Genomic DNA, 21,526 nt, shown 5'->3' on the forward strand with positions numbered 1-21,526 from the left:
CTCGCGCGCCCCGGGCCACCCGCAGCGGCGCTCGCCGGGGCGGCCGCCCCGCGCCCGCCTCGCGCCGAACGCCCTCGCAGCGCCACAGAAGGAAGATCCATGAGTCTCCCCGCCTCCAGCAGCACCGGCATCCCCAGCAGCACTGGCAGCCCCGGCCCGAACGCCTCGCCCGAGTCGGCCGCGTCGCCCCAGTCGGCCGCCGAGATCGTCGCCCGGCTGCGCGCCACTTTCCGTACGGGCCGTACGGCACCGCTGGCCTGGCGCACGGGGCAGCTGCGCGCGCTGCGGGCCCTGCTCACCGAGCACGGCGCCGACCTCGCCGAGGCCCTGCGCGCCGACCTGGGCAAGAGCCGCACGGAGGCGTACCGCTCCGAGATCGACTTCACGCTCCGCGAGATCGACCACACCCTCGAACACCTCGCGGAGTGGCTGCGGCCCGAGCCCGCCCCCGTACCGGCCTCGCTGGGCGAGGCGAGCGCGTGGACGGTCTACGACCCGCTCGGCGTCGTGCTCGTGATCGCGCCGTGGAACTACCCGGCCCAGCTGCTCCTCGCGCCCATGGTCGGCGCCCTGGCAGCGGGCAACTGCGTGGTCGCCAAGCCCAGTGAACTGGCCCCCGCCACCTCGGCCACCCTGGCCAGGCTGCTGCCCGCGTTCCTGGACACCGATGCTGTCGCCGTGGTGGAAGGCGCCGTTCCTGAGACCACCGCCCTGCTGGCAGAGCGCTTCGACCACATCTTCTACACCGGCAACGGCACCGTGGGGCGCATCGTGATGACCGCCGCCGCCAAGCACCTCACCCCGGTCACACTCGAACTCGGTGGCAAGTCACCCGCGTATGTGGACCGGGGCGTCGACCTGGAGGTCGTCGCCACGCGGCTGGCAGCGGGCAAGTTCCTCAACGCCGGGCAGACCTGTGTCGCCCCGGACTACGTGCTGACCGACCCGGACACGGCCAAGGCGCTGGAAGGCGCGCTGACGAAGGCCGTCGAGGCGCTGTACGGAACCGAACCGGCGCAGTCCCCCGAGTACGGGCGCATCGTCAACGAGCGGCACTTCGACCGGCTCACGGCCCTGCTCGGCTCCGGCCGCACGGTGGTCGGCGGCGCCCATGACCGGGCGACGAAGTACATCGCGCCCACCGTGCTCGCCGACGTGTCGCCCGACGCGCCCGTCATGCGGGAGGAGATCTTCGGCCCGGTGCTGCCCATCATCGAGGTCGCCGGGCTCGACGAGGCCATCCGCTTCATCAACGACCGGGACAAGCCGCTGGCCCTCTACGCGTTCACCGACTCGCGGACCACCCGGGAGCGGCTGGCCGCCGAGACCTCTTCGGGAGCCCTCGGACTCGGTCTGCCACTGGCCCATCTGACGGTCTCCGACCTGCCCTTCGGCGGCGTCGGCGAGAGCGGCATGGGCAGCTACCACGGCCGGTACTCGATCGAGACGTTCAGCCACCGCAAGGCCGTCCTCGACAAGCCGCTCGGCTGACCGGGGCGGTGGGCCGCGAGGGAGCGGCGCGCCGCATGGTGGCCGGTGTGGGCCGCGGTGGGGAAGGAGGTCTCGCGGGGCATGTGACGACGGCATGGTGTCCGGGTGGCGCTTGCCGGGCAGTCAGTCGGTGACCGCCTCCGGTCGCCCCCATGCCGGGCTGGTGTTCTGATAAGAGCAGGTGTGCTCTCGGGTCCTGGTGAGGAGGAGACTGACGCCCCAGGCGATGTGACCGCCCGGGGTCCACCGCACACACGGTCACGAAGGACGCGCGACATGACCGAAGTCCCGGACGGGTCTCCACCCGGTGCGCCGGACGCCGATATGCCGTCCTCCGGCGACGCCCCGCCCGCCGCCTCCGTCGCCGAGGACGCCGCATCCGCCGCGGCGGCCGCCGGGGAGCCGCGGCCCGCCGCACCGCCCTCCGCTCCGGTCGCCGGTACGGGCGACTCCGCTGCGGACCCCGGACCGGACGGCGGCGCCTCCGGCTCCCCGGCCGGGCCGCCGACCGGTACCGCGAAGGGCACTCGAAACGACACCGCCGGCGGCACGGCGAGCGGCACCTCGGCCGACGACGGGTGTGACGAGACCTCCGAAGGGGCACCGGCCCAGACCGCGGGCTTCGCACCCGGTCGGCCTCCGGCCGCGCCCGTGGACGTGCCGAGCGGCGCGCTGATCAGGATGCTTTCCTGCCATGACCCGCAGACCCTGCTGACAGCGGCCGTGGACACCGGTGTGCCCGCCATCGATCCGGACGTCGGCGCGCTGCATTTCCGGCAGGACGACGGCTGGCTGCGGCTGGCGACCTCGCGCGGCTTCAGCGAGGGCTCAGCCGTCTCCCGCCTCATGATCAACCCGGCCGCCGACCTGCCCGCGGCCGAGGCCGTCCGGACCCGGCGAGCGGTCTACCTCCCCGCCCCTGGCCCCGCCCCACCGCCGGACCCCAGCCAGGCGGAGACCGCCGGATGCGCCGTACTCCCGCTGCTGGTGGACACCGAGTGCCTGGGCACGCTCACCTTCCGGCTGCGGACCGCGACCGACGGCGACCGGCTGGCGCTCGCCCTCATCGCAAGTGTGATGGCGCACCGTCTCGCGCATCTGCTGTCCCTGCGGACGGGGCTGCGCCCCGCGCACGGCGCACGGCTCAGCCAAGCGGTGCGGATGGTGGAAAGCCGCACCCGGGCCGCGCGGCTGGAACTGGCGATGACCAACGCGGCTATCGGCGCGTTCGACTGGGACTACTCCTCGCACCGGGTGGTGTGGGACGAGCGGCTGTGCCGCCTGTTCGGCTTCAGGCCCGAGGAGTTCGACGAGCGGATCGAGACGTTCTTCTCCGCCGTCCACCCGGACGACCGTGACGCCGTCCACACCGCGCTTGAGGAGAGCGAGGAGAGCGGTGACTTCAAGGCGGTCTACCGCATCGTGCGCCCTGACGGGGCGATCCGGTGGATCGACGCCAGCGGACAGGTCTTCCGCGATTCCGCCGGGCGCCCGCAGGGCATGCTCGGCGTCGCCCAGGACCGCACGGAGGAGTACGAGCGGGAGCGGCGCACCCGCGAGCGCAAGGAGCTCATCCTCGCCCTGACCCGCGGGTTCGCGGCCTCGCTCTCCACCCAGGACGTCATTTCCACCGTGGCGCGCACCCTGCTGCCCGCGTTCGAGGCGCTGCGGCTCGCCGTCTACCTCAGCGACGGCGGCGAGATGCGCCTGACGGGGGCGCACGGCTACGACGAGGCTGGGCTGCGCAGGCTACGTATCGCCAGCGAGATGACCCACGACCACCCGCGCCTGGCGCGTATCCGGGACGCGCAGCCCGTCCTCATCGAGAGCAGGCGGGAGCACCGGGAGCTGTTCCCCGACGAGCGGCTGCGGCCGTTGCCCGACGAGCACGCCTGGTGCCTGCTGCCGCTGGCCACCGCCGATGGCCTGGTCGGGGTGTGCAGCCTCAGCTTCGGCAGGCCGCGGGTGTTCAGCGGGGACGACCATCTGACGCTCACCACGGTCTCCGGCATCCTCGCCCAGTCGCTGGCGCGGGCCAGGCTCTTCGACGAGCGCCGCAGCCAGATGACCGAACTACAGCGGATGATGCTGCCCCGCGACCACCCGCGGGTGCCTGGCCTTGACCTGTGTGTCCGCTATCTGCCGGGCTCGGAGGGGCTTGAGGTGGGCGGCGACTGGTACGACGTGCTGCTGGGCCGCGACGACCGCGTCGCCCTGGTCATCGGGGACGTGCAGGGGCACAGCGCGCAGGCGGCCGCCGTGATGGGGCAGTTGCGTACGGCGATGCGCGCGCACGCGCGCGAGGGGCACACGCTCAGCGAGCTGATGTGCCGCGGCAACCAGGCGCTGTACGAGCTGGACACCGAGCTCCTCGCGACCTGCTGCATCGTGGACATCTCCCCTGCCGACGGCTCCTGCCAGCTCGTCAGGGCCGGGCATCCCTACCCGCTGCTGCTGCGCCCCGACGGCTCGGCGGGGGAACTGCACGTCCCGGGCGGGCTGCCCCTCGGCTGCTATGCCGACAGTGTGTACCCGGTCATGCGGCACGACCTGCCGCCCGGGGCGACGCTGCTGCTGTACACCGACGGCCTGGTGGAGCGGGTGGGTGAGGACTACGGCGCCGCCGTCGCCCGGCTCAGGGACCAGCTCAGCGCGTGGGCCGCCTCGGCGGCGGGTGCGGACGCCGCGGCCGGGGAGGCGACGGCCCCGCCCGGTGCGGAGGACGTCACGACGCCGGGCCAGGCGGCACCGGGCGGGGCGGGCGGCCCGCGCGGCAGTCTCGACAGGCTGGCCGATCTCATCGTCACGCCCGCCGCGGCGCAGACGCCGCACGACGACATCGCCATGGTCCTGCTGCGGACCGCCCAGCGGGCGTGAGCGGTCCGCTCCGCCCGCTGGTGCCATGCCGGGGCCCGGCCGGCACGCGCGCGCGGGCGCCAGGTCAGCCTCGCACGAGCCTGGCCTGTACGGGGCGGCCGTGCACGGTGCGGAAGCTGACGACCGTGCGACTCCCCCGGATCAGCGCCGTGCAGGGCTGTCCGTCCCCGGCGCGCCAGTGGCCTTCCAGCGTCACCCGGAGGGTGTGTTCCTTGCTGGGACTGGTCATCCAGGGCCGGGAGTACGCGGTCCAGTGGCCGGTGTAGCGGCCGTTCTCGTACTGGTCGGGGTCGCGGCCCTCGTACAGCCGCAGGTCCGGGTCGCACACCGACAGCACCAGCCCACGCTCGCCGTCGGCTCGGGTCAGCAGCAGGGCTGGGGTGTCGACGGCTCGTACGGCACCGGCGCCGAGGGAGTCCGTGGCCTCGAAGGCGGCGTAGCCGGTGATGCCGGTGGCGCGGTCGCTGACGATGTGGGCGGTGTCGTCGGCGCGGCGCACGGTGTACGGGGCGGTGGCCGCGTCGGCCATGTCCCGGGTGAAGGCGGCCATCGACTGCGGGGTGGCGCCGACGAGCAGTGCGTACTGGTAGGTGGCGGCGCGCGGCGCCGTGCCGTGGCGCAGCCAGGCGGTGGCGAAGTCGCCGTGCGTCTCGGCGCCGGTGCCGTGGTGTCGGGAGCTCTGGCGGGAACGGGTGAGGCCGAGGCGCTGCCCGGCCGGGAGGTAGTAGCCGAGGCCCTTGTCGTCCAGCAGCCAGGTCGGCGCGGTGAGCGGGCGGTCGGGGTGCTCGTAGGGGAAGTCGGTGACCGGGTCGGCGCGGCCGATGTAGGTGGGGTCGGCGGTGGTGGCGAGGCGGGTCTGGAAGAGGGTGGTCTCGGTCTCGTTGCGGCGGTCGCTGTTGCCGATGCCTGTGCCGAGGGCGATGACCCGGTCGCCGAACAGGAACACCGACGTGCGCGCGTGGTGCGTGGGGTCGTGCTTGGGGTGCTCGCGCAGCCGCATGGCGAACATGCCGTGGCGGCCGTCGATGGTGTGCGCCCCGGCGAACCGCTCCTCAGCGAGCAGCATCTCCTCGATGGTGCCGGTGAGGTCGGCCTTCAGCTCGTCCCAGGGCTTGTGCAGGGTGGTGGTGCCGGGGCGGCGGTTCCAGTCGTAGCCGTCGTGCTGGTAGCCGCTGGCGAGGTTGCTGATGGGGGCTCTGCGACCGTCGGGGCTGCTGGGACTGGCGCGGTGCAGGACATGGATGTGCCCGTAGGTGTTGTAGCGGCCGTACCAGTTGGCGGCCTCGTACACCTCGGTCGACCACAGGTAGCGGTTGTGACCCCGGACGGTGACCTGCCACTCGTCGCGGCGCTGAACGGCCAGGGCGGCGTAGTTGTACGCCCAGGCGCCCGACGGGGCGCTCTCGGCGCTGATTCCCGCGGCCGCGAGCCGTTCGGCGATCCTCTGCTGGGCCGGGGTGGGCGCGGCGGGCGCGACGGGCAGCAGCCGCAGGAACGCGGCGCCCAGCTCCGGGTCGAGTTCGGCGCCGCCGTCGGGGGTGCCCGCGATCGTCAGCCACTGGTACGGGGCGAGGAACATCCCGGTGGTGCCCGACGGGTTGCGGCCGCTGAGGGGGATGGGCCAGTGGTAGGTGTTGGCGACCACGCGCAGCGTCAGCACGGCGCGCCGCAGCGTCTCGTGGGCTTCGGCGGAGATCCGGAAGGCGCTGCGGCTGAGCAGGTAGACGATGGGGGTGGCGCCGGTGAAGCCGTCCCGCGCGTAGTCGGGATAGAAGCCGACGTGGTGGAACGTGGTGCCGTCGGTCTTGAGGCCGTCCTGGATGCCGTCGGTGGGCATGAGGTACGCGCTGAGCCAGTCCCGCAGCGCCCGCAGGTATCCGCATCGGCGGGCCGTGCCGTCCTGGAGCAGGGCGACCGCGAACATGCCGCGCAGATTGGTGTTGAGGATGTCCGCGGTGGAGCCGTGGCCGTTGCGGAAGCCGAAGCCCCTGCGGATGCGGCCGAACCCCACCAGCCAGGTCAGGTCCGCCCGTACCGCTGCCAGCAGTCCCGCGTCGCGCAGCACGTCGCGCATGAGGAAGACGGAGTCGTAGTAGCCGGTCATGCTGAAGCCGAGGTGGTGGATGGTGCCCTGGCAGCTGCCGTACGTCCAGCCCAGCTCGCGCAGCCGCCGCACGATCCGCACGTACAGCGCGCCCAGCTCCCCGCGGTGCGGGGCGCCCGCCGCGTCGTACGCCTGCGCGATCTTCCGCAGGTGGTCGGTGACGGCCTTCAGCTCGGCGGCGCCCACGAAGGCCTTCAGGTCGGCGCTGATCTCGGGCGGGTAGATCTGCGACTGGTACGCGAAGGCCGCGCGGCCTTCCGTCAGCTCGCTGGTCCTGCTGGTCAGTTCGGCGACGTAGGCGTCGGTGACCGGGGGCCCGCCGGGCAGGTAGTCCTCGCGGTAGCGGCTGACCACGGTGCGCAGTGCGGCGCGCTCCGCCGGGGACGGGGCGGGGGTCTCCACGGGCGTACGGGTCAGCAGCCGGTCGAAGAGGTACAGCGCCTGCCAGTGCTGCTGGTCCCAGCCGTCGCCTTCGATGCCGATCTCGGTGACCTGGGCGTCGCGGCAGGGGGCGTCGGGGCGCAGCGCGACGTTCAGCAGCAACTGGTCGATCCACAGCGTGCCGGGGCGGCGCGGCGCGATGATCCGCAGGGTGTCCATGCCGCGCCGTGGATGGCCGTGCGTGTCGTAGGCGTACCGCACCCAGGTGGTCCGCCAGCCGGTGAAGTCCAGCCGGAACGCGAACCAGCAGTCGGTGCGGTCGCCCCGCCCGAACTCGAACCGCACCACGTCGTCCCCGGCCGTCTCGTTGTAGATCCACACCGCGAACGTGTCGACGGTGCCCTGCCACGCCTGGTCGGCGAGCGGCTTGGTGCGGTACGGGTCGGGGGCCCAGGCCAGGTCGGCCTTGACGGTGATCGTGGAGCGCGGGCCGTGGTCCCAGCGCAGGGCGTGGCGGCCGCAGACCGCGCCGTGGTCGTCGGTGATGGACAGTTCGCTGCCCGCGTCGGCCGTGATCCGCTCCGGGACCGCGCTCTCCAGGAGGAACGCGGGCGGGGTGAGGGCCAGCGCGCGTTCTTCCAGTGCGGTGGGGTCGGCGGAGGGCGCGGAGCGACCGGCCCCGGCGCCGGAGGCGGCACCGGCCGCGTCGGCCGGCTGGGCGCCGAAGGCGTCCGGGAGGAACGGCACCGTGACGGCTCCGGTGGCGGCGGCACCGTACGCGAGCAGTCTGCGCCGGGAAACGGGCGATGCGGGGCGCGCGTCCATGGGACTCCTTCGGTCGTCGCGGGTTCCTGACGGGAGTGATACCCGCCGCGCGGCTCCGGCCCGCCCAAGACGGGCCGTTCGCGCCCCGCCAGGGACGGTGCCCCGCGTCGCTGACGGCCCGGCAGCCTGACAGCCTCTCAATTATTGACCGATCGTTCTCGATAGAAGTACGGTCTTGGTCGTGGCCAGGACCAAGGAATTCGATCCGGACGCCGCGCTCCAGGCAGCCCTTGAACTGTTCTGGCGGCGCGGCTACGAAGCGACGTCGATGGCGGATCTCGTCTCCCACCTCGGCATCGCCAGGGCCAGCCTCTACGCGACCTTCGGCGGCAAGCGCGAGCTGTACGCCAAGGCGCTTGAGCGGTACGACGAGCAGCACGGCCCGAGCCTCGTCGAGGCGCTGTCCCAGCCGGGGCCCGCCCTGCCCGCCGTGCGGGCCGTGGTGCGGCGCTTCGCCACCGAGGCCACCGGCGCCGGACGGCACCGCGGCTGCTTCGTCACCAACACGGCGGTGGAGCTGGCCCCGCACGACCCGGAGATGGCCCGCCTGGTCGGGGCGAGCTGGGACTCCCTGGAGACCGCGCTCACCTCGGCATTGATCCGCGCGAAGGCGCAGGGCGAGCTGTCCGCCGAGCGCGACCCGCGCGCCCTGGCCAGGATGCTGCTCGTGGTGTTCCAGGGGCTGCGCGTGATCAGCAGATCGGGTGAGCGGCCAGGCCGGCTGACCGACGCCGCCGACCAGGCGCTGACCCTGCTGGACTGAAGACCCTCCGGGCGGCCGCCCCACGGACAGCCGCTGACACCCACGCGTACGCGTACATGCGCATACGTACGCACCAATTCAAGACCGACCGATCTCGTATAGCACGACGCGTCCCAGCACCAACCGCCTCCGGCCTCCATGCCCACCTCCTCAAGGAGTTGTCATCATGAACGCACGCTTCACCGGCAAGACCGTCCTCGTCACCGGCGGCGGTTCGGGTATCGGCCGGGCCATAGCGCTGTCCTTCGCGCGTGAAGGTGCCCGCGTCGTCGTCGCGGGACGGGAGACGGGGCCGCTGAAGGAGACCGTCGCGCTGATCGAGGCCGAGGGCGGCGAGGCCGCGGCCGTCGTCGCCGACGTGACGCGCGCCCCGGACATGGCACGGATGGTCGAGGAGGCCGTAGCGCGCTTCGGCAGCCTCGACGTCGCGGTGAACAACGCCGGTCTGTCCCTTCCCCCGGCCCCGGTGGCCGATGTCGCCGAGGACGACTGGCGGCGCGTCATCGACGTGAACCTGACCGGGGTCTGGCTGTCGATGAAGCACGAGATCGGCTACATGCGGCAGCACGGCGGCGGGGCGATCGTGAACATCGCCTCGAACCTCGGCGCGCACAGGCGGCAGGCGAACGTCGCCGCGTACGTCACCAGCAAGGCCGCCGTCAGCGCGCTGACCCGCAACGCCGCGCTGGACCACATCGGCGAGGGGGTGCGCATCAACGCCGTGAGCCCGGGCAAGGTCGACGCGCCGATGTCCACGCTGCCGGGCGAGACGCCCGAGGCGAAGGCCGCACGGATGCGGCAGCAGGTGCCCACGGGGCGCGCGGCGTACGCGGCCGAGATCGCCGCCGCGGTGCTCTACCTCGCCTCCGACGACGCGGCCTCCACGGTCGGCGCCGACCTGGTGGTGGACGGCGGCGTCAGCGCCTGACGGGGCGCGGGCGGCCCGGCGCCGGGAGAAGGACCGGCGCCGGAAGGCGTCGTGGAGGGGCGCCGGGCCGCCAGCCAGACGTAGACCGGGATTCCGGCGAAGAGGAACAGCACGCCCTGGTAGACCGCCGCGTACCCGGCGCCTGCCACCAGCCACAGCGAGAAACCGAAGGCGGTCAGGGCCAGCGCCGCGTCGCGCACCAGGCGCCCCGGGCGGACGTCCTCGCGTCGCCCCGCCAGCAGGAAGTACAGCTGCGCGGCCGTCGCCAGCAGATACGGGACGGTCGCCGTGAAGGTGGTCACGAGGACGAGCGTCTGGAACGCGCCGCTGGGGCCCGCCGTGAAGTTGACGACCGTCAGCACCGAGGCCAGCAGCGCGCCGACGAGCACCCCTGTGGTCGGCACGCCCCGCCGCTTGCGCAGGAACACCGCCGGGAACAGCCCGTCCTCGGCCGCCGCGTACGGCGCCTGGGCGCTCATCAGCGTCCAGCCGTTGAGCGCGCCCGTCATGGAGATCAGTGCGGCGCAGGCGATGGCGACGCCACCCCAGGAGCCGCCGAACATGGCGTTGACCGCGTCGGAGAACGGGGCCGTGGAGTGCGTGAGGTCGTCGTGGGCGACGGTGCCGAAGACCGCGACGGTGCCCAGCAGATAGACCAGGGCGGCGCCGATCGTGCCCAGCACGCTGGCCCGGCCCACGTTACGGCGCGGATCGCGCACCTCACCCGCGCTCATCGCCGCCGACTCGACCCCGAGATAGCTGAACAGCAAGATCGCCGCCGCTGCCGAGACGCTGCCGAACAGGCCCTGGTCGCCGGCCTGGAAAGGGCCGAGATTCGACGGGTCGAAGAAGAAAAGACCGCCGAAGGCGACGAGCAGCAGCGGCGCGAACTTCAGCACGGTCGAGACCAGCTGCACGGCGCCGACGTAGCGGGTGCCCGCGAGGTTGGCGAGGGCGGGCAGCCACAGGATGACGAGCGCGGCGAGGATCGTCTGCCACCGGTCGTGCCGCACGGGCACCAGCACGTCGAGGTAGCCGACGGCGGCCACGGCGAGTGCGGCGTTGCTGACCCAGGTGGTGATCCAGTAACTCCAGGCGGCCAGGAACCCGGCGAAGTCGCCGAACGCCGCGCGCGCGTAGACGTACGGGCCGCCGGTGCGGGGATCGCGCTCGGCCAGGCGGCCGAAGACCAGCGCCAGCGCGAGCGCCCCGCCGGTGAGGACGGCGAAGGCCAGCAGACTGACCGTGCCGAACGGCGCGACCAGGGCGGGCAGCAGGAAGATCCCGCCGCCGATGATGTTGCCCATGACCAGGGCGGTCGCCGTGGGCAGGCCGAAGCGGCGCGAGTGCCGGTCGTGCATGGGGGGTGCCTCTCGTGGTGCGGGTCTCGCGCACGTCGCCCGATGGTGCCGGGCGGGGCGGACCGCGCACCATGGTCATCGACCGGAGGCGCTGCGCAAAATCATCGGGTTTTGTCCTGTACGGCGGGCTCGGGGGCGGAAAAAGGCCCGGTCAGCTCGGTGTCCACCGGTGATTCGTCCAGTGGTGTCCGCAGGACCTGCGCCTCGCGCAGCCAGCGGCGCAGCACGTCGTGCACCTGCTCGGCGCCGACCAGTTCCCGTCCGGGCGGGAGCGGTGGGGTCAGCGTGTGTGGCCAGAGCAGGAAGGGGCGGCTCTGTTCGCCGCCGAGCCCGCCGTGCGAGCCGATCTGCTCCTCGAAGGCGTGCACCTCGCCGGTGCGCGGGTCGTACGCGGAGTTGACCATGATGTCGGCGGCGTGCGGGAACCTGTCGGTGCGCCGCACGGCGTCCACCGCGCCGGGGCCGAAGGCCACGAGCGGGCTGGTGCCTTCGACGTGGCCCGTGTCGAGGTGGTGTTCGGCGCCGCCCGCGCCCAGCACCACAGCGCCGTGCTCCTCGGACCGTACGAGCACGAAGCCGATGCCCGGGTGCTCGGCGAGGGTGCGCAGCAGGGCCGGGTGGCGGCGGTCGATCTCTTCCCGGCTCATGCGCCGGGGTACGTCGGGGAAGGAGATCAGTCCGAGGTTGCCGGAGCCGAGGACGATCGGCTTGGAACGGCGGCGGCGCTGCGCACCGGAAGCGGCTCCGCGGCCGCCCGCTGAGACCCGGCCGCCCGCGGCCGGGCGGTCCTCGGCGGTCTGCCCGGCCTCGGCCGCCCCGTCCTCCGCGGCCGCCCCGTCCTCGGCGGTCGGCTCGCCCCCGGCGGGCGGCTTGTCCTCGGCGGTCTGCTCCTGCTCGTCCGTCTCCTCCGGGCGGTGCAGGGCGGCGCGCGCCGCTGAGCGCGCCTCGGCGCCACTGGGCGTGTGCCCGGCGCGCCGAGGCACGGGCAGCCCGCATCCGGCCCGCACCAGGTCCTCCAGGCTCAACCCGTACGCGGTGGCGAAGGTCTCGCCCGGGGACTGCCCGTGGTCGGAGAGCAGCACGAACCGGTACGCGCGCGGCGCGTGCGCGGCGGCCTTGGCGATCAGCTTGATGCTGCGGTCGAGGCGGCGCAGCACCTGGTGCGTGTCCCGGCTGCGGGGGCCGGAGTGGTGGGCGACCTCGTCGTAGGCGACGAGGTCGGCGTAGACGGCGGTGCGGCCTGCCAGCATGTCGCCGATCACGGCGGCGACGACGACGTCGCGTTCGACGACGGTCGCGAACGCCCGGATGAAGGGGTAGAGCCTGCCGCGCCCGACGCGGGGGCGCTCACGGCGCAGCTTGGCGCGGGTGGACTGGGCGATCTCGCGGAAGACCTCGGCGACGAACGAGCCCGCGGTGCGGGTGGCGTTGGCGGGATCGGAGAAGTAGGCGAAGTAGCCGACGCGGGAGCGGTTGTGCCTGCCGCGTCTCGCGGCCACCGACAGGACGAGCGCGAGCTGGTCGGCGCCCCCGGTGAAGAGGTTGCCCCGGCTGGCGCCGTCAGCGGCCAGCAGGCCCGGGTGCCCGCTGCGTTCGGCGGCGCGGCGCTGGAGCTCGGCCGCGCTGGTGGGACGGTTGCTGATCATCACCTCCCCGGTCTCCTTCTCGTACCAGCGGAAGGCGGGCACGTCCTCGTTGGAGCCGTGCAGGATGCCGAGCTGGCTGGCGCCGGTCTGGCTGGACCAGTCCGTACGCCACGGCGTGAGCTGGTGACTCATGCGCTCCCAGGACGCCACCGTCTCCATCAGCGGCGGCCCGGGGCGCCGCCCCCTGGGGCAGGGCCGCTCGCGCAGGGCCTCGCGCAGGGTCTCGTGGCCGACGCCGTCGAGCTGGAGGAAGACGGTGCCTGGCGCCAGGGCGCGGCCCGCGTCCGCGCCGAGCCGCCGCCGTCTGCGGTCGGCGAGCCGGGCCAGCCGCCGCCGGTAGGCGCCGTCGTCCCGTACGGCGAGCGCGGTACTGGTCGCCGAGGACGCGGCCGACATCACGGCGGCGACGACGACGGCGGTCTCCGGTTCCACCTCGCCGCGCCCGTCCGGGATGAGGCTGAGCGCGATCAGCAGCAGCGAGCCGTTGAGGAAGAAGACCAGCAGACCGAGGACGAACGCGGGCACCAGGAGCAGCGCGCGTACGAGCGCGGGCCAGACGAGCGCGCTGAGCAGGCCGAAGGCGCCCGCGCCGATGGCGGCGGTGACGCCGATCCTGGTGGCGCTGTCGCCGTCGGCGGACTGGAGCCGGAAGTCGGGGAGGATGCCCGCGAGAGCGAGCATCGTGAGCGTGCTCACCGCCCACACGGCGGTCACCCGCAGCAGGGCGCCGCCCACGGTCTTCCATCGGGGCAAGTGCACGTGCCTCCACCTCATGTCCACGCCCGCGTCGCGCGCGGGCTCGTTCCCCAGCCTGTCATGCCCGGCGGTGCCGGTACGGCCCGCACGCGGGCGCGGGCCCGGCCGCGGCGGTCAGGCCCCGCGGAGCGCCAGCACGGCGTTGTGGCCGCCGAAGCCGAAGGAGTTGCTGATCGCCAGGGAGCCGTGGTCGGGCAGTGGCCGGGGGGACCCCGTGACAAGGTCGAGCGTCAGGACGGGATCGGGGTCGGCGCAGCCGGTGGTGGGCGGGATGACGCCGTGGTGGAGGGTCAGGGCGGTGACGACCGCTTCGACGGCTCCACCGGCGCCCTGGAGGTGGCCCAGGGCACCCTTCAGGGCGGTGACGGGCACGCGGCCCGGCGCGTGCCCGAACAGCGCGTGCAGCGCCTCGGCCTCCGCTTTGTCGCCCTCGATGGTGGCGGTGGCGTGCGCGTTGATGTGCACGAGGTCGTCGATGGTGGCATGGGCGTCGGCGAGAGCACGGCGGATGGCCGACTGAATGCCGTGCCCGGTGGGGTCCGGGGCGGCGATGTGCCACGCGTCGGTGGACAACCCCCACCCGGCGGCCTCGCAGTAGACGCGCGCGCCCCGCGCGCGTGCGTGTTCCTCGGATTCGATGATGAGCATCCCCGAGCCCTCGCCGAGCACGAACCCGTCGCGTGTCCTGTCGAAGGGCCTGCTGGCGCCCGCCGGGTCGTCCTGGCGGGTGGACAGCGCGCGCATCGCGGCGAACGAGGCGAGGATGGCCGGGGTGATGACGGCCTCGGCGCCCCCGGCGACGGCCACGTCGAGGTGCCCCGACCTGACGCGGTCGATGGCCTGGCCGATCGCCTCGGTGCCGGACGCGCAGGCGGACACGACCGTGCGCGCCTCGCCGAGCAGCCGCAGATCCATCGCGATCTGCGCGGCGGCCTGCGACGGCACGGTCATGGGCGTGGTCATCGGGGATACGGCGCGGGGGCCGCGCTCGCGGAGTGCGCGGTCGGCTTCGACGAGGACGGGGGCACCGCCGATGATGGTGCCCACTGACGAGCCGGCGCGGTCCGCGTCGAGACCGCTGGCCTCGGTGCCCCCCGGGGCGAATCCGGCGTCGCGCCACGCCTCGCGGGCGGCGAGCACGGCGAACTGCGCCGACCGGTTCATACGGCGCGCGACCACCTTCGGGAACAGGTCGGACGGTTCGACGGCGGCTGGCGCCGCCAGCCGTACGGGCAGCCCGGTGAACTCCTCGCCGTCCAGCAGCCGGCAGCCGGTACGGCGGTCAAGCAGTGCCTGCCACAGCTCGGGAGCGCTGCCGCCCAGCGGGGTGATCGCCCCGACGCCGGTGACGACGACACGGCGCCCGGGGACGGCGGCGGGCGCGGAAGCCCTGGCCATCGGCAGGTGAGCGGGGTCGAGCGGCCCGTTCCTGATGAGCAGCTTCCGGCCGCGCGGCACCACGACCACCCGGTCGGGGCCGCCGGTGACCGACCGCAGCGTCAGCCGGATCTCGGCCTGCCTCTCCGGAACGGTACGGGTCACGACCAGCCAGTCACCTGGTTCGACGGCGACCACGTCGCCGGGGCCCAGCTCTCCGGCGGTCACGAGGTCGCTGTCGTCGGGGATGCCTGTCTGTTCCTGCGTCATCCGCGGCACCTCGTTGAATCGTCACCGGAAGTCGGCCTGACACGGACCCGGAAAACGAGTTTATGACGCTTTATCGCCCTATGGCCTCGTGTGTCGTGTCTTCCGTACCGCGAAGGTCGGCAGGCGTCCCGAGCGCCGGCAGGTCGGCACACATCCCGGCAGCCGGGACGCTACGCGCGCCCCTTGGGCATCAGCGTCGCCGCGCCCACGGCGGCAATGCCGGCCAGCGCTCCGGCCAGGAGGAAGGCCACGCCGTATCCGTCGGCCCCGCCCAGGGCGTTGGCCACGGCCGTGAGCACCGCGATGCCGAGCGCGGTGCTGATCTGGCGGGTGGTGTTGAGCAGTCCGGAGGCCAGGCCCGTCATGGCGGGTTCGACGCCTCCGGTGGCGGCGACGGTGATCGGGGTGAAGGCGATGCCCGCGCCCAGGCCGACCAGCAGCAGCGGCACGAGGATGGCGGGGGCGTAGGAGGTGGCCGGGCCGAGCCGGGTCAGCAGCAGGAAGCCCGCGGCGACCAGCGACAGGCCGAGGCACGCCGTGCGCCGCGTGCCCCAGTGCGTGGTCATCCAGCCGGTGAACCGCGCCCCGGCCGTCACGGCGAGGGCGGTGGGCAGAAAGCCGAGACCGGCGCGCGACGGCGCGTAGCGCAGTACGTCCTGGAGGTAGAGCGAGAGCAGCACGGGGCTGCTGAGGTAGCCGACGCCCAGGCAGAACATCACCGCGTTGGCGCTGCTGACCGAGCGGTACCCGAAGATCCGCAAGGGGACGAGCGGGCTGCGGGCCCAGCGGTGCTGACGGACGGTGAACAGCGCCAGCAGGAGCACGGCCATCGCCACACAGGCCACAGCGCGGCCCGTGCCGTCCGGCTCGCCGAAGGCGACGACGCCGTAGACGAGCGCGACGAGCCCCGTCGTCACCAGCAGCGCGCCCACCACGTCGAGCGGTTCGCGCGGGCGTTCCGTACGGTCGCGGCGGGCCAGGGCGCGCCAGCCGACGACGAGGGCGGCCACGCCGATCGGCACCGCGATGAGAAACACCCAGCGCCAGCCCAGCGAGTCGGTGAGCAGCCCGCCGAGGACCGTTCCCGCCGCCGCGCCGACCGCTCCGATCATGCTCCACAGGCCGAGCGCCCGGGCCCGCCGGGCGGGTTCCGCGTAGGCCTGGTGCACGATGGTCAGGGTCGTGGGCATCAGCAGGGCGCCGCCGGTCCCCTGCACCGCCCGGGCGGTCACCAGGCCGGCCGCGTCGGTGGCCAGGCCGCACCAGAGGCTGGCGGCGGTGAAGACGCCGAGTCCGGTCAGGAAGACGGCGCGTGTGCCCAGCAGGTCGGCGAGCCGCCCGCCGAGGAGCAGGAATCCGGCGAAGGCGAGGGTGTAGGCGTTGACCACCCAGCCGACGGAGGCGTGGGAGAAGCCCAGGCTGTCGGCGATCGGCGGCAGTGCGACGGAGACGATGGTGGCGTCGAGGATGACGACGAACTGCGCGCCGCACGCGAGCAGCATCAGCAGCCACGGTGGGGCGGCGGCGCGGGCGGGTCTTCCGGACGGAGCCCTGAACGACGGGGCTCTGAACGACGGGGCCCTGAACGACGGGACTTTGAACCTCGCGGTCCTCGCCCCGGCCCGTAACGCCGCGCGCGACGGCATGCCCATCCCTGCCCCTTCCCGACCAGCGAAGTAAGGTAACCCTAACTTACCCCTCCGCTCCCCCGCCGCAGCCGGTCGCGGGGCGATGTCAGTGCCACGGTGCAGACTCCTTTCATGGACATCGAGACGACAGAGTCGGCAAAGACGCCGGGGCCCTTCGCTGGAGAGGTCCGGTTGCGCGAGGTGCGCGAGGGCGACCTTGAGGTGTTCTTCACACACCAGCAGGACCCCGAGGCGAACCGCATGGCGGCCTTCACGGCCAAGGACCCGTCCGACCGGGCGGCGTTCGACGCGCACTGGGCGCGCATCCGCGGTGACGCGGCGGTCCTGATCCGGACCGTGCTCCACGAGGGCCAGGTCGCGGGACACATCGCGCGGTTCGACGACTCCGGCGAGTCCGCCCTCACGTACTGGATAGGCCGGGAGCACTGGGGCCGGGGCATAGCGACCCGGGCGCTCGACGAGCTGCTGCGGCTGGTGCCGGAGCGACCGCTGACCGCGCGGGCCGCCAAGGACAACGCGGGATCGCTGCGTGTGCTGCGCCGGTGCGGCTTCCAGATCACCGGAGAGGACCGGGGCTTCGCGAACGCGCGGGGCGCGGAGACGGAGGAATACGTGCTGACGCTCGCCTGAACTACGCTCGGGTGAGCCGGCGTGAGGTCGGCGCGCGCGAGGGGAGGTCCGGGTGTCGGTGGAGATCACCTGGTGGGGCCATGCCACAGCGACAGTCGTGGACTCCGGGGTCCGCGTGCTGACCGACCCCCTCCTCGTCCAGCGGCTGGCGCACCTGCGGCGCCGTCGCGGTCCCGTGCCGCCGCCCGAGGCCGCCGTGGCCGACATCGCGCTCGTCTCCCATCTGCATGCCGACCATCTGCATCCCGGCTCCCTCACCCGGCTCGCGCCCGGCACGCGGCTGGTGGTGCCGCGCGGTGCCGCTGCCGCCGTCCCCGGGCTGCGCCGGGTGGCCGAGGCCCGCAGGCTGCGGGTGACCGAGGTACGGCCCGGCGACGAGGTGCGGGCCGGGGACGTGCGGATACGGGCCGTGCCCGCCATGCACGACGGCCGGCGGCTGCCGTACGGGCGGCAGCGGGCGCCCGCGCTGGGCTATGTCATCCAGGGCGCCGCCACCACGTACTTCGCGGGCGACACCGGGCTGTTCGACGAGATGGCGGACGTGGTCGGGCCGTGTGACGCCGCGCTGCTGCCCGTCGGCGGCTGGGGCCCGTATCTGGGGTCCGGTCATCTCGACGCGGGGCGCGCGGCGCGCGCCCTGGAGCGGCTGGGAGCGCGCGGCGCGGTGCCGGTCCACTACGGCACGTTCTGGCCCATCGGCATGGACGCGGTGCGGCCGCACGAGTTCTCCGCGCCCGGTGACGAGTTCGTACGGCACGCGGCCAGACTCGCGCCGGAAGCGGCGGTGCACCGGCTGGGGCACGGGGAGAGCGTGCGGCTGGAGGCCGCTCGGTGATCGCTGAACTGGCCCGCTCCGTCCCCCCGGAGTCCACGCAGCAGGCCGTGGGATACCCCTCGCTGTTCGTGCTGGTGGTGCTGGGTTCGCTGGTCCCTGTGGTGCCGACGGGGGCGGTGGTCAGTTCCGCCGCTGTGGTGGCCATCCATCAGTCCTCGCCGCTGCCGCTGCTGGTCGTCTTCGCGGTGGCTTCGCTCGCCGCGTTCCTCGGGGACATCGCGCTGTACTGGCTCGGCGGGCGCGGCGTGCGTTCCAAGAACGGTTCGCTGTGGCTGGGGCGGCTGCGCGAGAGGGCGGCGCCGGAGCGCCTGGACCAGGCGCGCGCCAGGCTCGGCGAGCACGGGGTGACGGTGCTGGTGGTGTCCCGGCTGCTGCCCGCGGGGCGGATTCCGGTGATGCTCGCGTGTCTGCTGTCGGGCATGCCGATCCGGCGGTTCGCGCGCGGCGCGGCCCCCGCCGCGCTGGCCTGGGCCGCGACGTACCAGCTGATCGGCATCCTCGGCGGCTCCCTGTTCGCTGAGCCGTGGGAGGGCGTGGCGGCAGCGGTGGGCCTGGCGCTCGTGGTGAGCGTGGCCCCGGCACTGTGGCGCAAGGCCCGACGCGCCCTCCACGCGCCCGCGAGCTGAGCGGCCCCCGACCCCCAGCCTCCAGCCCCCGGCCCGCAAACGGAGCGGACCGGAAGCCGACGCGAGCCCCGCCCGACCCTGGCAGGAGCGAACTCCGGTCCAGGGGCGAACGCCCCGTCAGCCACCGCGGCCCCGTCGGCTCGCGCCTCCGGGGCCCGCCGCCACCGGCTCTACGAGGCGTCGCAGAGCGCGTGGTCGACCAGGCGGGCGGTCGCCTCATCCTGGTGGTCCTGCTGCCCGTCGCCGGGACGCCAGGTGGTGACCGACGTCGCGACGGCGCGCTGCCCGTCGTCGGTGGCGCCACCCGACGAGAGGTACCCGGGCGTGATCCCGTCCTGGTACCAGATCCCGTCCTCGCAGCCGGTGACAGGACGCCAGTACACCCCGAGGCCGTACCGGGCGCCCGGCGCCGTCTCCCCCCTGGCCTTGGCCGGGACCGTCTTCTTCAGCGCGGCCAGCTCGGCGGGGCCCAACAGTCGCCCGTCGAACAACGCCCGGAAGAACTCGGCGACGTCGGTCGTGGTGCTGATGACCGTGGCGTCGGGCAGCGAGACGAACACGGACGTGTCGGTGAGCTCGTCGCTGCCCGGGAACCGGGTGTAGCCGGTGCCCCGTGGCTGCGGGACGTACGCCGAGCCGCCCGCGGTGAACGTGCGGCGCAGCCCGAGCTTGGCGATGACCCGTTCGTGGATCTCCTGCGCCAGCGGATGACCGGTCACCTTCTCGATGATCAGGCCCATCAGCAGCGCGTTGGTGCCGGAGTCCGCCCAGCGCCGCTCCCCCTCCGGGTCGGACGCGTCCGGCACCCACAGGGGACGCTGCTCCATCGCCTTCCGCACCAGCTCACGCGGGGTGTGGGCACGGAACCGCTCCGCCCGGAACGTCTCGGGTGTGAAGTCGTCGGCCCACGGCAGCCGTTCGGCGTAGTCACTGAGGCCGCTGGTCTGGCGCAGCAGGTTCGCCACCGTGACCCTGCGGCCGTCGTTGCCGTGCCGACTGACCACGCCGGGCAGCCAGCGCTCCACCGTGTCGGTCAGCTTCAGCTCGCCCTCACCGACGAGTTGCAGCGCGACCGCGGCCGTATAGGTCTTCGAGACGCCGCCGACCCTGTAGTACGCGTTCCACGCGAGGGGGCGGCGGGTCCCCAGGTCCGCCGCACCGGCGCGGGCGGAGGCGCGGCCGTCCGCCGTGCGCACCTCGGCCAGCACTCCGGTGGCGCCCGCCGTCTGTACGGCGTTCACGTCGCGTCGCAGCTCTCGCCGGTCGAGCCGGGACCCGGCCGGTGCCGACCCGGTGGCGCTGGCCACCGCCCCCACCGCTATCGCCGTCACAGCGGCGAAGCTCACGCCCAGACGTACCCGCTTGGACGACCAAACGCCCCGGTTCCCCGCCCTCACTCTGGGTCTCCTCACTGGTTCCCCTTCCCCCTCCGCCGGATGTCCCCCGTCACGCGGCTCCGGCCTGGCTCGGCAGCCCCGGCGTCCCCGGCGGGGCGCGGCGGCACCGTGCCGCCCGCGCGCCCGGCCGGGCGGGGCTACTCCCATCCTGCAACCTGCCCGGCCCGCCGTTATGGGGGACGGGTCAGGAACTGCCGCGTCGTCACGTGATGTCCAGCACGCGGGAACCGCCTACGGGCAGGTCCCACAGGTCCTCCCTGGGGTGCCCCGCGGCGGCCCACGCGGCGCGCACCCGGTGCAGCGGCTCCAGCGGGTCCTCGGCGGAGAGCAGGAACGTCGACCAGTGCATGGGGACCATCCGCCGCGCGCCCAGGTCGGTGTGGGCGCGGACCGCCTCCTCGGGGTCGGTGTGGACGGGGCGGAGCATCCACCGCGGGTCGTACGCGCCGATCGGCAGCAGCGCCAGGTCGATGCCCGGGTAGCGGCGGCCGATCTCGGCGAACCAGTGGCCGTAGCCCGTGTCACCCGCGAAGTAGACCCTTCGCGGGCCCCCGGCGGTGCCTGTGGCGGGGTTCTCGGCGCCGTGCCTCGCTCCGGCCGGAGCGTCGGCGCGGGCGTCGGCGGGGAAGGCCGCCTGGTGCTCGCCCGGGCGCCGCGCTGGGGAGGGCCGCTCGCCGGCCGCTGTCAGGACCCAGCCGCCCCACAGCGAGCGGCAGGTGTCGGTCAGGCCGCGCTTGCTCCAGTGGTGGGCGGGCACGAAGTCGAAGCGCACGGCGCCGCCCTCGGGCGCGGGCAGCTCCACCGCTTCCCACCAGTCCAGCTCGGAGACCCTGGTGAAGCCGCGCCGACGGCACCAGGTGGCGAGCCCGGCGGGCACGAACAGGTGGGTGTGGCGGGGCAGCCGCTTGAGGGTCGGCGCGTCGAGGTGGTCGTAGTGGTTGTGGCTGATGACCACCGCGTCGATGACCGGCAGCTCCTCCCAGCGGACCCCGACGGGCGTGATCCGGGCCGGGGTGCCGAGGATCTTCCGGGACCAGACCGGGTCGGTGAGGACGGTGAGCCCACCGATGCGGATGACCCAACTCGCGTGCCCGGCCCAGGTGAGGGCGATCGTGCCCGGCGCGGCCGGTGGCGGCGGGCCCGGCGCGAACGGCAGGTCGGGAATGGTGCGGAGGGCGTCCACCGGGGGGCGCAGCCGTCCCTCACGGGCCAGCCTGGCCAGGGCGCGGACGCCGGGCAGCGGTGTGGTGAGGCGTTGCGCGAACGTGCTGGGCCAGGTGCGGATCTCGCCGAGGGGGCGGGGCGCGGACAGGGGGTAGGGACGTGGTCGGCCGAGCGGCCGCCGCCCCGGGTGGGGGCGGACCCCGCCCTTGGTGCCGGACGCGGCGAGGGACCGCTCAGTCTGATCGGTCATCGGCAAGGCTCCATTCGGTGGGGGAACCGGGGTGCTGTCGCGCGTGGGTACGCGAGAACAGCTACCCAGCCGTGTCCGTCCATCGACGTCGCGCGGGCGCGCGGAGCGCGCTCCGGCCAGTTGCCTGGCGCACGGGGGCGGTACGAGGGCGGGTACGGGGCGGTCGCGATGGGCTGACGGGGTCGGCGGCGGACGG

At 73.9% G+C, this 21,526-nt stretch carries 14 protein-coding genes; 7 read left to right on the forward strand and 7 right to left on the reverse strand.

Annotated features, from left to right (window positions below; translation table 11 throughout):
* The first annotated feature begins 99 nt into the window (after nt 1-99).
* Nucleotides 100-1,491: an aldehyde dehydrogenase family protein gene (locus AC5P1B_RS19315; protein WP_493888538.1), complete on the forward strand. Its 1,392-nt coding sequence runs from the start codon at nt 100-102 to the stop codon at nt 1,489-1,491.
* A gap of 276 nt (nt 1,492-1,767) precedes the next feature.
* Nucleotides 1,768-4,368 carry a SpoIIE family protein phosphatase gene (locus tag AC5P1B_RS19320; RefSeq protein ID WP_493888539.1) on the forward strand — a complete coding sequence of 867 codons (2,601 nt, stop codon included), beginning with the start codon at nt 1,768-1,770 and terminating at the stop codon, nt 4,366-4,368.
* Nucleotides 4,369-4,432: 64 nt separating this feature from the next.
* Here AC5P1B_RS19320 and AC5P1B_RS19325 read toward each other — a convergent pair whose 3' ends face one another.
* Complete coding sequence (locus AC5P1B_RS19325; RefSeq protein ID WP_493888540.1) at nt 4,433-7,678, reverse strand: chondroitinase family polysaccharide lyase; 3,246 nt, start codon at nt 7,676-7,678, stop codon at nt 4,433-4,435.
* A 181-nt stretch (nt 7,679-7,859) separates the two neighbouring features.
* On the opposite strand from AC5P1B_RS19325, the gene AC5P1B_RS19330 reads away from it, so the two are divergent.
* Both AC5P1B_RS19330 and AC5P1B_RS19335 read left to right on the forward strand, forming a co-directional pair.
* Entirely contained in the window at nt 7,860-8,441 is a 582-nt protein-coding gene (locus AC5P1B_RS19330; protein ID WP_493888541.1) for a TetR/AcrR family transcriptional regulator, read from the forward strand.
* A gap of 166 nt (nt 8,442-8,607) precedes the next feature.
* Nucleotides 8,608-9,369 carry an SDR family NAD(P)-dependent oxidoreductase gene (locus tag AC5P1B_RS19335; protein ID WP_493888542.1) on the forward strand — a complete coding sequence of 254 codons (762 nt, stop codon included), beginning with the start codon at nt 8,608-8,610 and terminating at the stop codon, nt 9,367-9,369.
* Here the strand turns inward: AC5P1B_RS19335 and AC5P1B_RS19340 are convergent.
* The 4 genes from AC5P1B_RS19340 to AC5P1B_RS19355 form a co-directional block, all read right to left on the reverse strand.
* On the reverse strand, nt 9,297-10,730 hold the full coding sequence (locus tag AC5P1B_RS19340) for an amino acid permease (RefSeq protein WP_493888543.1): 1,434 nt from the start codon (nt 10,728-10,730) through the stop codon (nt 9,297-9,299). The genes AC5P1B_RS19335 and AC5P1B_RS19340 overlap by 73 nt on opposite strands.
* Nucleotides 10,731-10,831: 101 nt before the next feature.
* Nucleotides 10,832-13,150, reverse strand: a complete 2,319-nt coding sequence (locus AC5P1B_RS19345) for a phage holin family protein (protein ID WP_493888544.1) — start codon at nt 13,148-13,150, stop codon at nt 10,832-10,834.
* Nucleotides 13,151-13,246: 96 nt separating this feature from the next.
* Complete coding sequence (locus AC5P1B_RS19350; protein WP_493888545.1) at nt 13,247-14,779, reverse strand: beta-ketoacyl-[acyl-carrier-protein] synthase family protein; 1,533 nt, start codon at nt 14,777-14,779, stop codon at nt 13,247-13,249.
* A gap of 170 nt (nt 14,780-14,949) precedes the next feature.
* Nucleotides 14,950-16,281, reverse strand: coding sequence for a DHA2 family efflux MFS transporter permease subunit (locus AC5P1B_RS19355; protein WP_493888546.1), 1,332 nt, complete (start codon nt 16,279-16,281; stop codon nt 14,950-14,952).
* A gap of 258 nt (nt 16,282-16,539) precedes the next feature.
* On the opposite strand from AC5P1B_RS19355, the gene AC5P1B_RS19360 reads away from it, so the two are divergent.
* The 3 genes from AC5P1B_RS19360 to AC5P1B_RS19370 are packed head-to-tail and all read left to right on the forward strand — an operon-like array spanning nt 16,540 to nt 18,519.
* On the forward strand, nt 16,540-17,058 hold the full coding sequence (locus AC5P1B_RS19360; protein ID WP_493888547.1) for a GNAT family N-acetyltransferase: 519 nt from the start codon (nt 16,540-16,542) through the stop codon (nt 17,056-17,058).
* A gap of 52 nt (nt 17,059-17,110) precedes the next feature.
* Complete coding sequence (locus AC5P1B_RS19365) at nt 17,111-17,893, forward strand: MBL fold metallo-hydrolase (RefSeq protein WP_493888548.1); 783 nt, start codon at nt 17,111-17,113, stop codon at nt 17,891-17,893.
* On the forward strand, nt 17,890-18,519 hold the full coding sequence (locus AC5P1B_RS19370; protein WP_493888549.1) for a DedA family protein: 630 nt from the start codon (nt 17,890-17,892) through the stop codon (nt 18,517-18,519). The genes AC5P1B_RS19365 and AC5P1B_RS19370 overlap by 4 nt, the downstream gene beginning before the upstream one ends.
* A gap of 170 nt (nt 18,520-18,689) precedes the next feature.
* Here AC5P1B_RS19370 and AC5P1B_RS19375 read toward each other — a convergent pair whose 3' ends face one another.
* Together AC5P1B_RS19375 and AC5P1B_RS19380 are read right to left on the reverse strand one after the other, a co-directional pair.
* The gene (locus tag AC5P1B_RS19375; protein WP_493888550.1) at nt 18,690-19,865 is read right to left on the reverse strand and encodes a serine hydrolase domain-containing protein; all 1,176 of its coding nucleotides are present in this window, start codon (nt 19,863-19,865) and stop codon (nt 18,690-18,692) included.
* 253 nt (nt 19,866-20,118) lie between these two features.
* Nucleotides 20,119-21,330, reverse strand: a complete 1,212-nt coding sequence (locus tag AC5P1B_RS19380; protein ID WP_493888551.1) for an MBL fold metallo-hydrolase — start codon at nt 21,328-21,330, stop codon at nt 20,119-20,121.
* Between the last annotated feature and the right edge of the window lie 196 nt (nt 21,331-21,526).

Source organism: Streptomyces sp. A01 (genome assembly GCF_059026195.1).

What these genes read in the sequence shown, in the direction of transcription:
- AC5P1B_RS19315 (WP_493888538.1), top strand. Translation starts at nt 100, where the DNA reads ATGAGTCTCCCCGCCTCCAGCAGCACCGGCATCCCCAGCAGCACTGGC.
- AC5P1B_RS19320 (WP_493888539.1), top strand. Translation starts at nt 1,768, where the DNA reads ATGACCGAAGTCCCGGACGGGTCTCCACCCGGTGCGCCGGACGCCGAT.
- AC5P1B_RS19325 (WP_493888540.1), bottom strand. Translation starts at nt 7,678, where the DNA reads ATGGACGCGCGCCCCGCATCGCCCGTTTCCCGGCGCAGACTGCTCGCG.
- AC5P1B_RS19335 (WP_493888542.1), top strand. Translation starts at nt 8,608, where the DNA reads ATGAACGCACGCTTCACCGGCAAGACCGTCCTCGTCACCGGCGGCGGT.
- AC5P1B_RS19340 (WP_493888543.1), bottom strand. Translation starts at nt 10,730, where the DNA reads ATGCACGACCGGCACTCGCGCCGCTTCGGCCTGCCCACGGCGACCGCC.
- AC5P1B_RS19345 (WP_493888544.1), bottom strand. Translation starts at nt 13,150, where the DNA reads ATGAGGTGGAGGCACGTGCACTTGCCCCGATGGAAGACCGTGGGCGGC.
- AC5P1B_RS19350 (WP_493888545.1), bottom strand. Translation starts at nt 14,779, where the DNA reads ATGACGCAGGAACAGACAGGCATCCCCGACGACAGCGACCTCGTGACC.
- AC5P1B_RS19355 (WP_493888546.1), bottom strand. Translation starts at nt 16,281, where the DNA reads ATGCTGCTCGCGTGCGGCGCGCAGTTCGTCGTCATCCTCGACGCCACC.
- AC5P1B_RS19360 (WP_493888547.1), top strand. Translation starts at nt 16,540, where the DNA reads ATGGACATCGAGACGACAGAGTCGGCAAAGACGCCGGGGCCCTTCGCT.
- AC5P1B_RS19380 (WP_493888551.1), bottom strand. Translation starts at nt 21,330, where the DNA reads ATGACCGATCAGACTGAGCGGTCCCTCGCCGCGTCCGGCACCAAGGGC.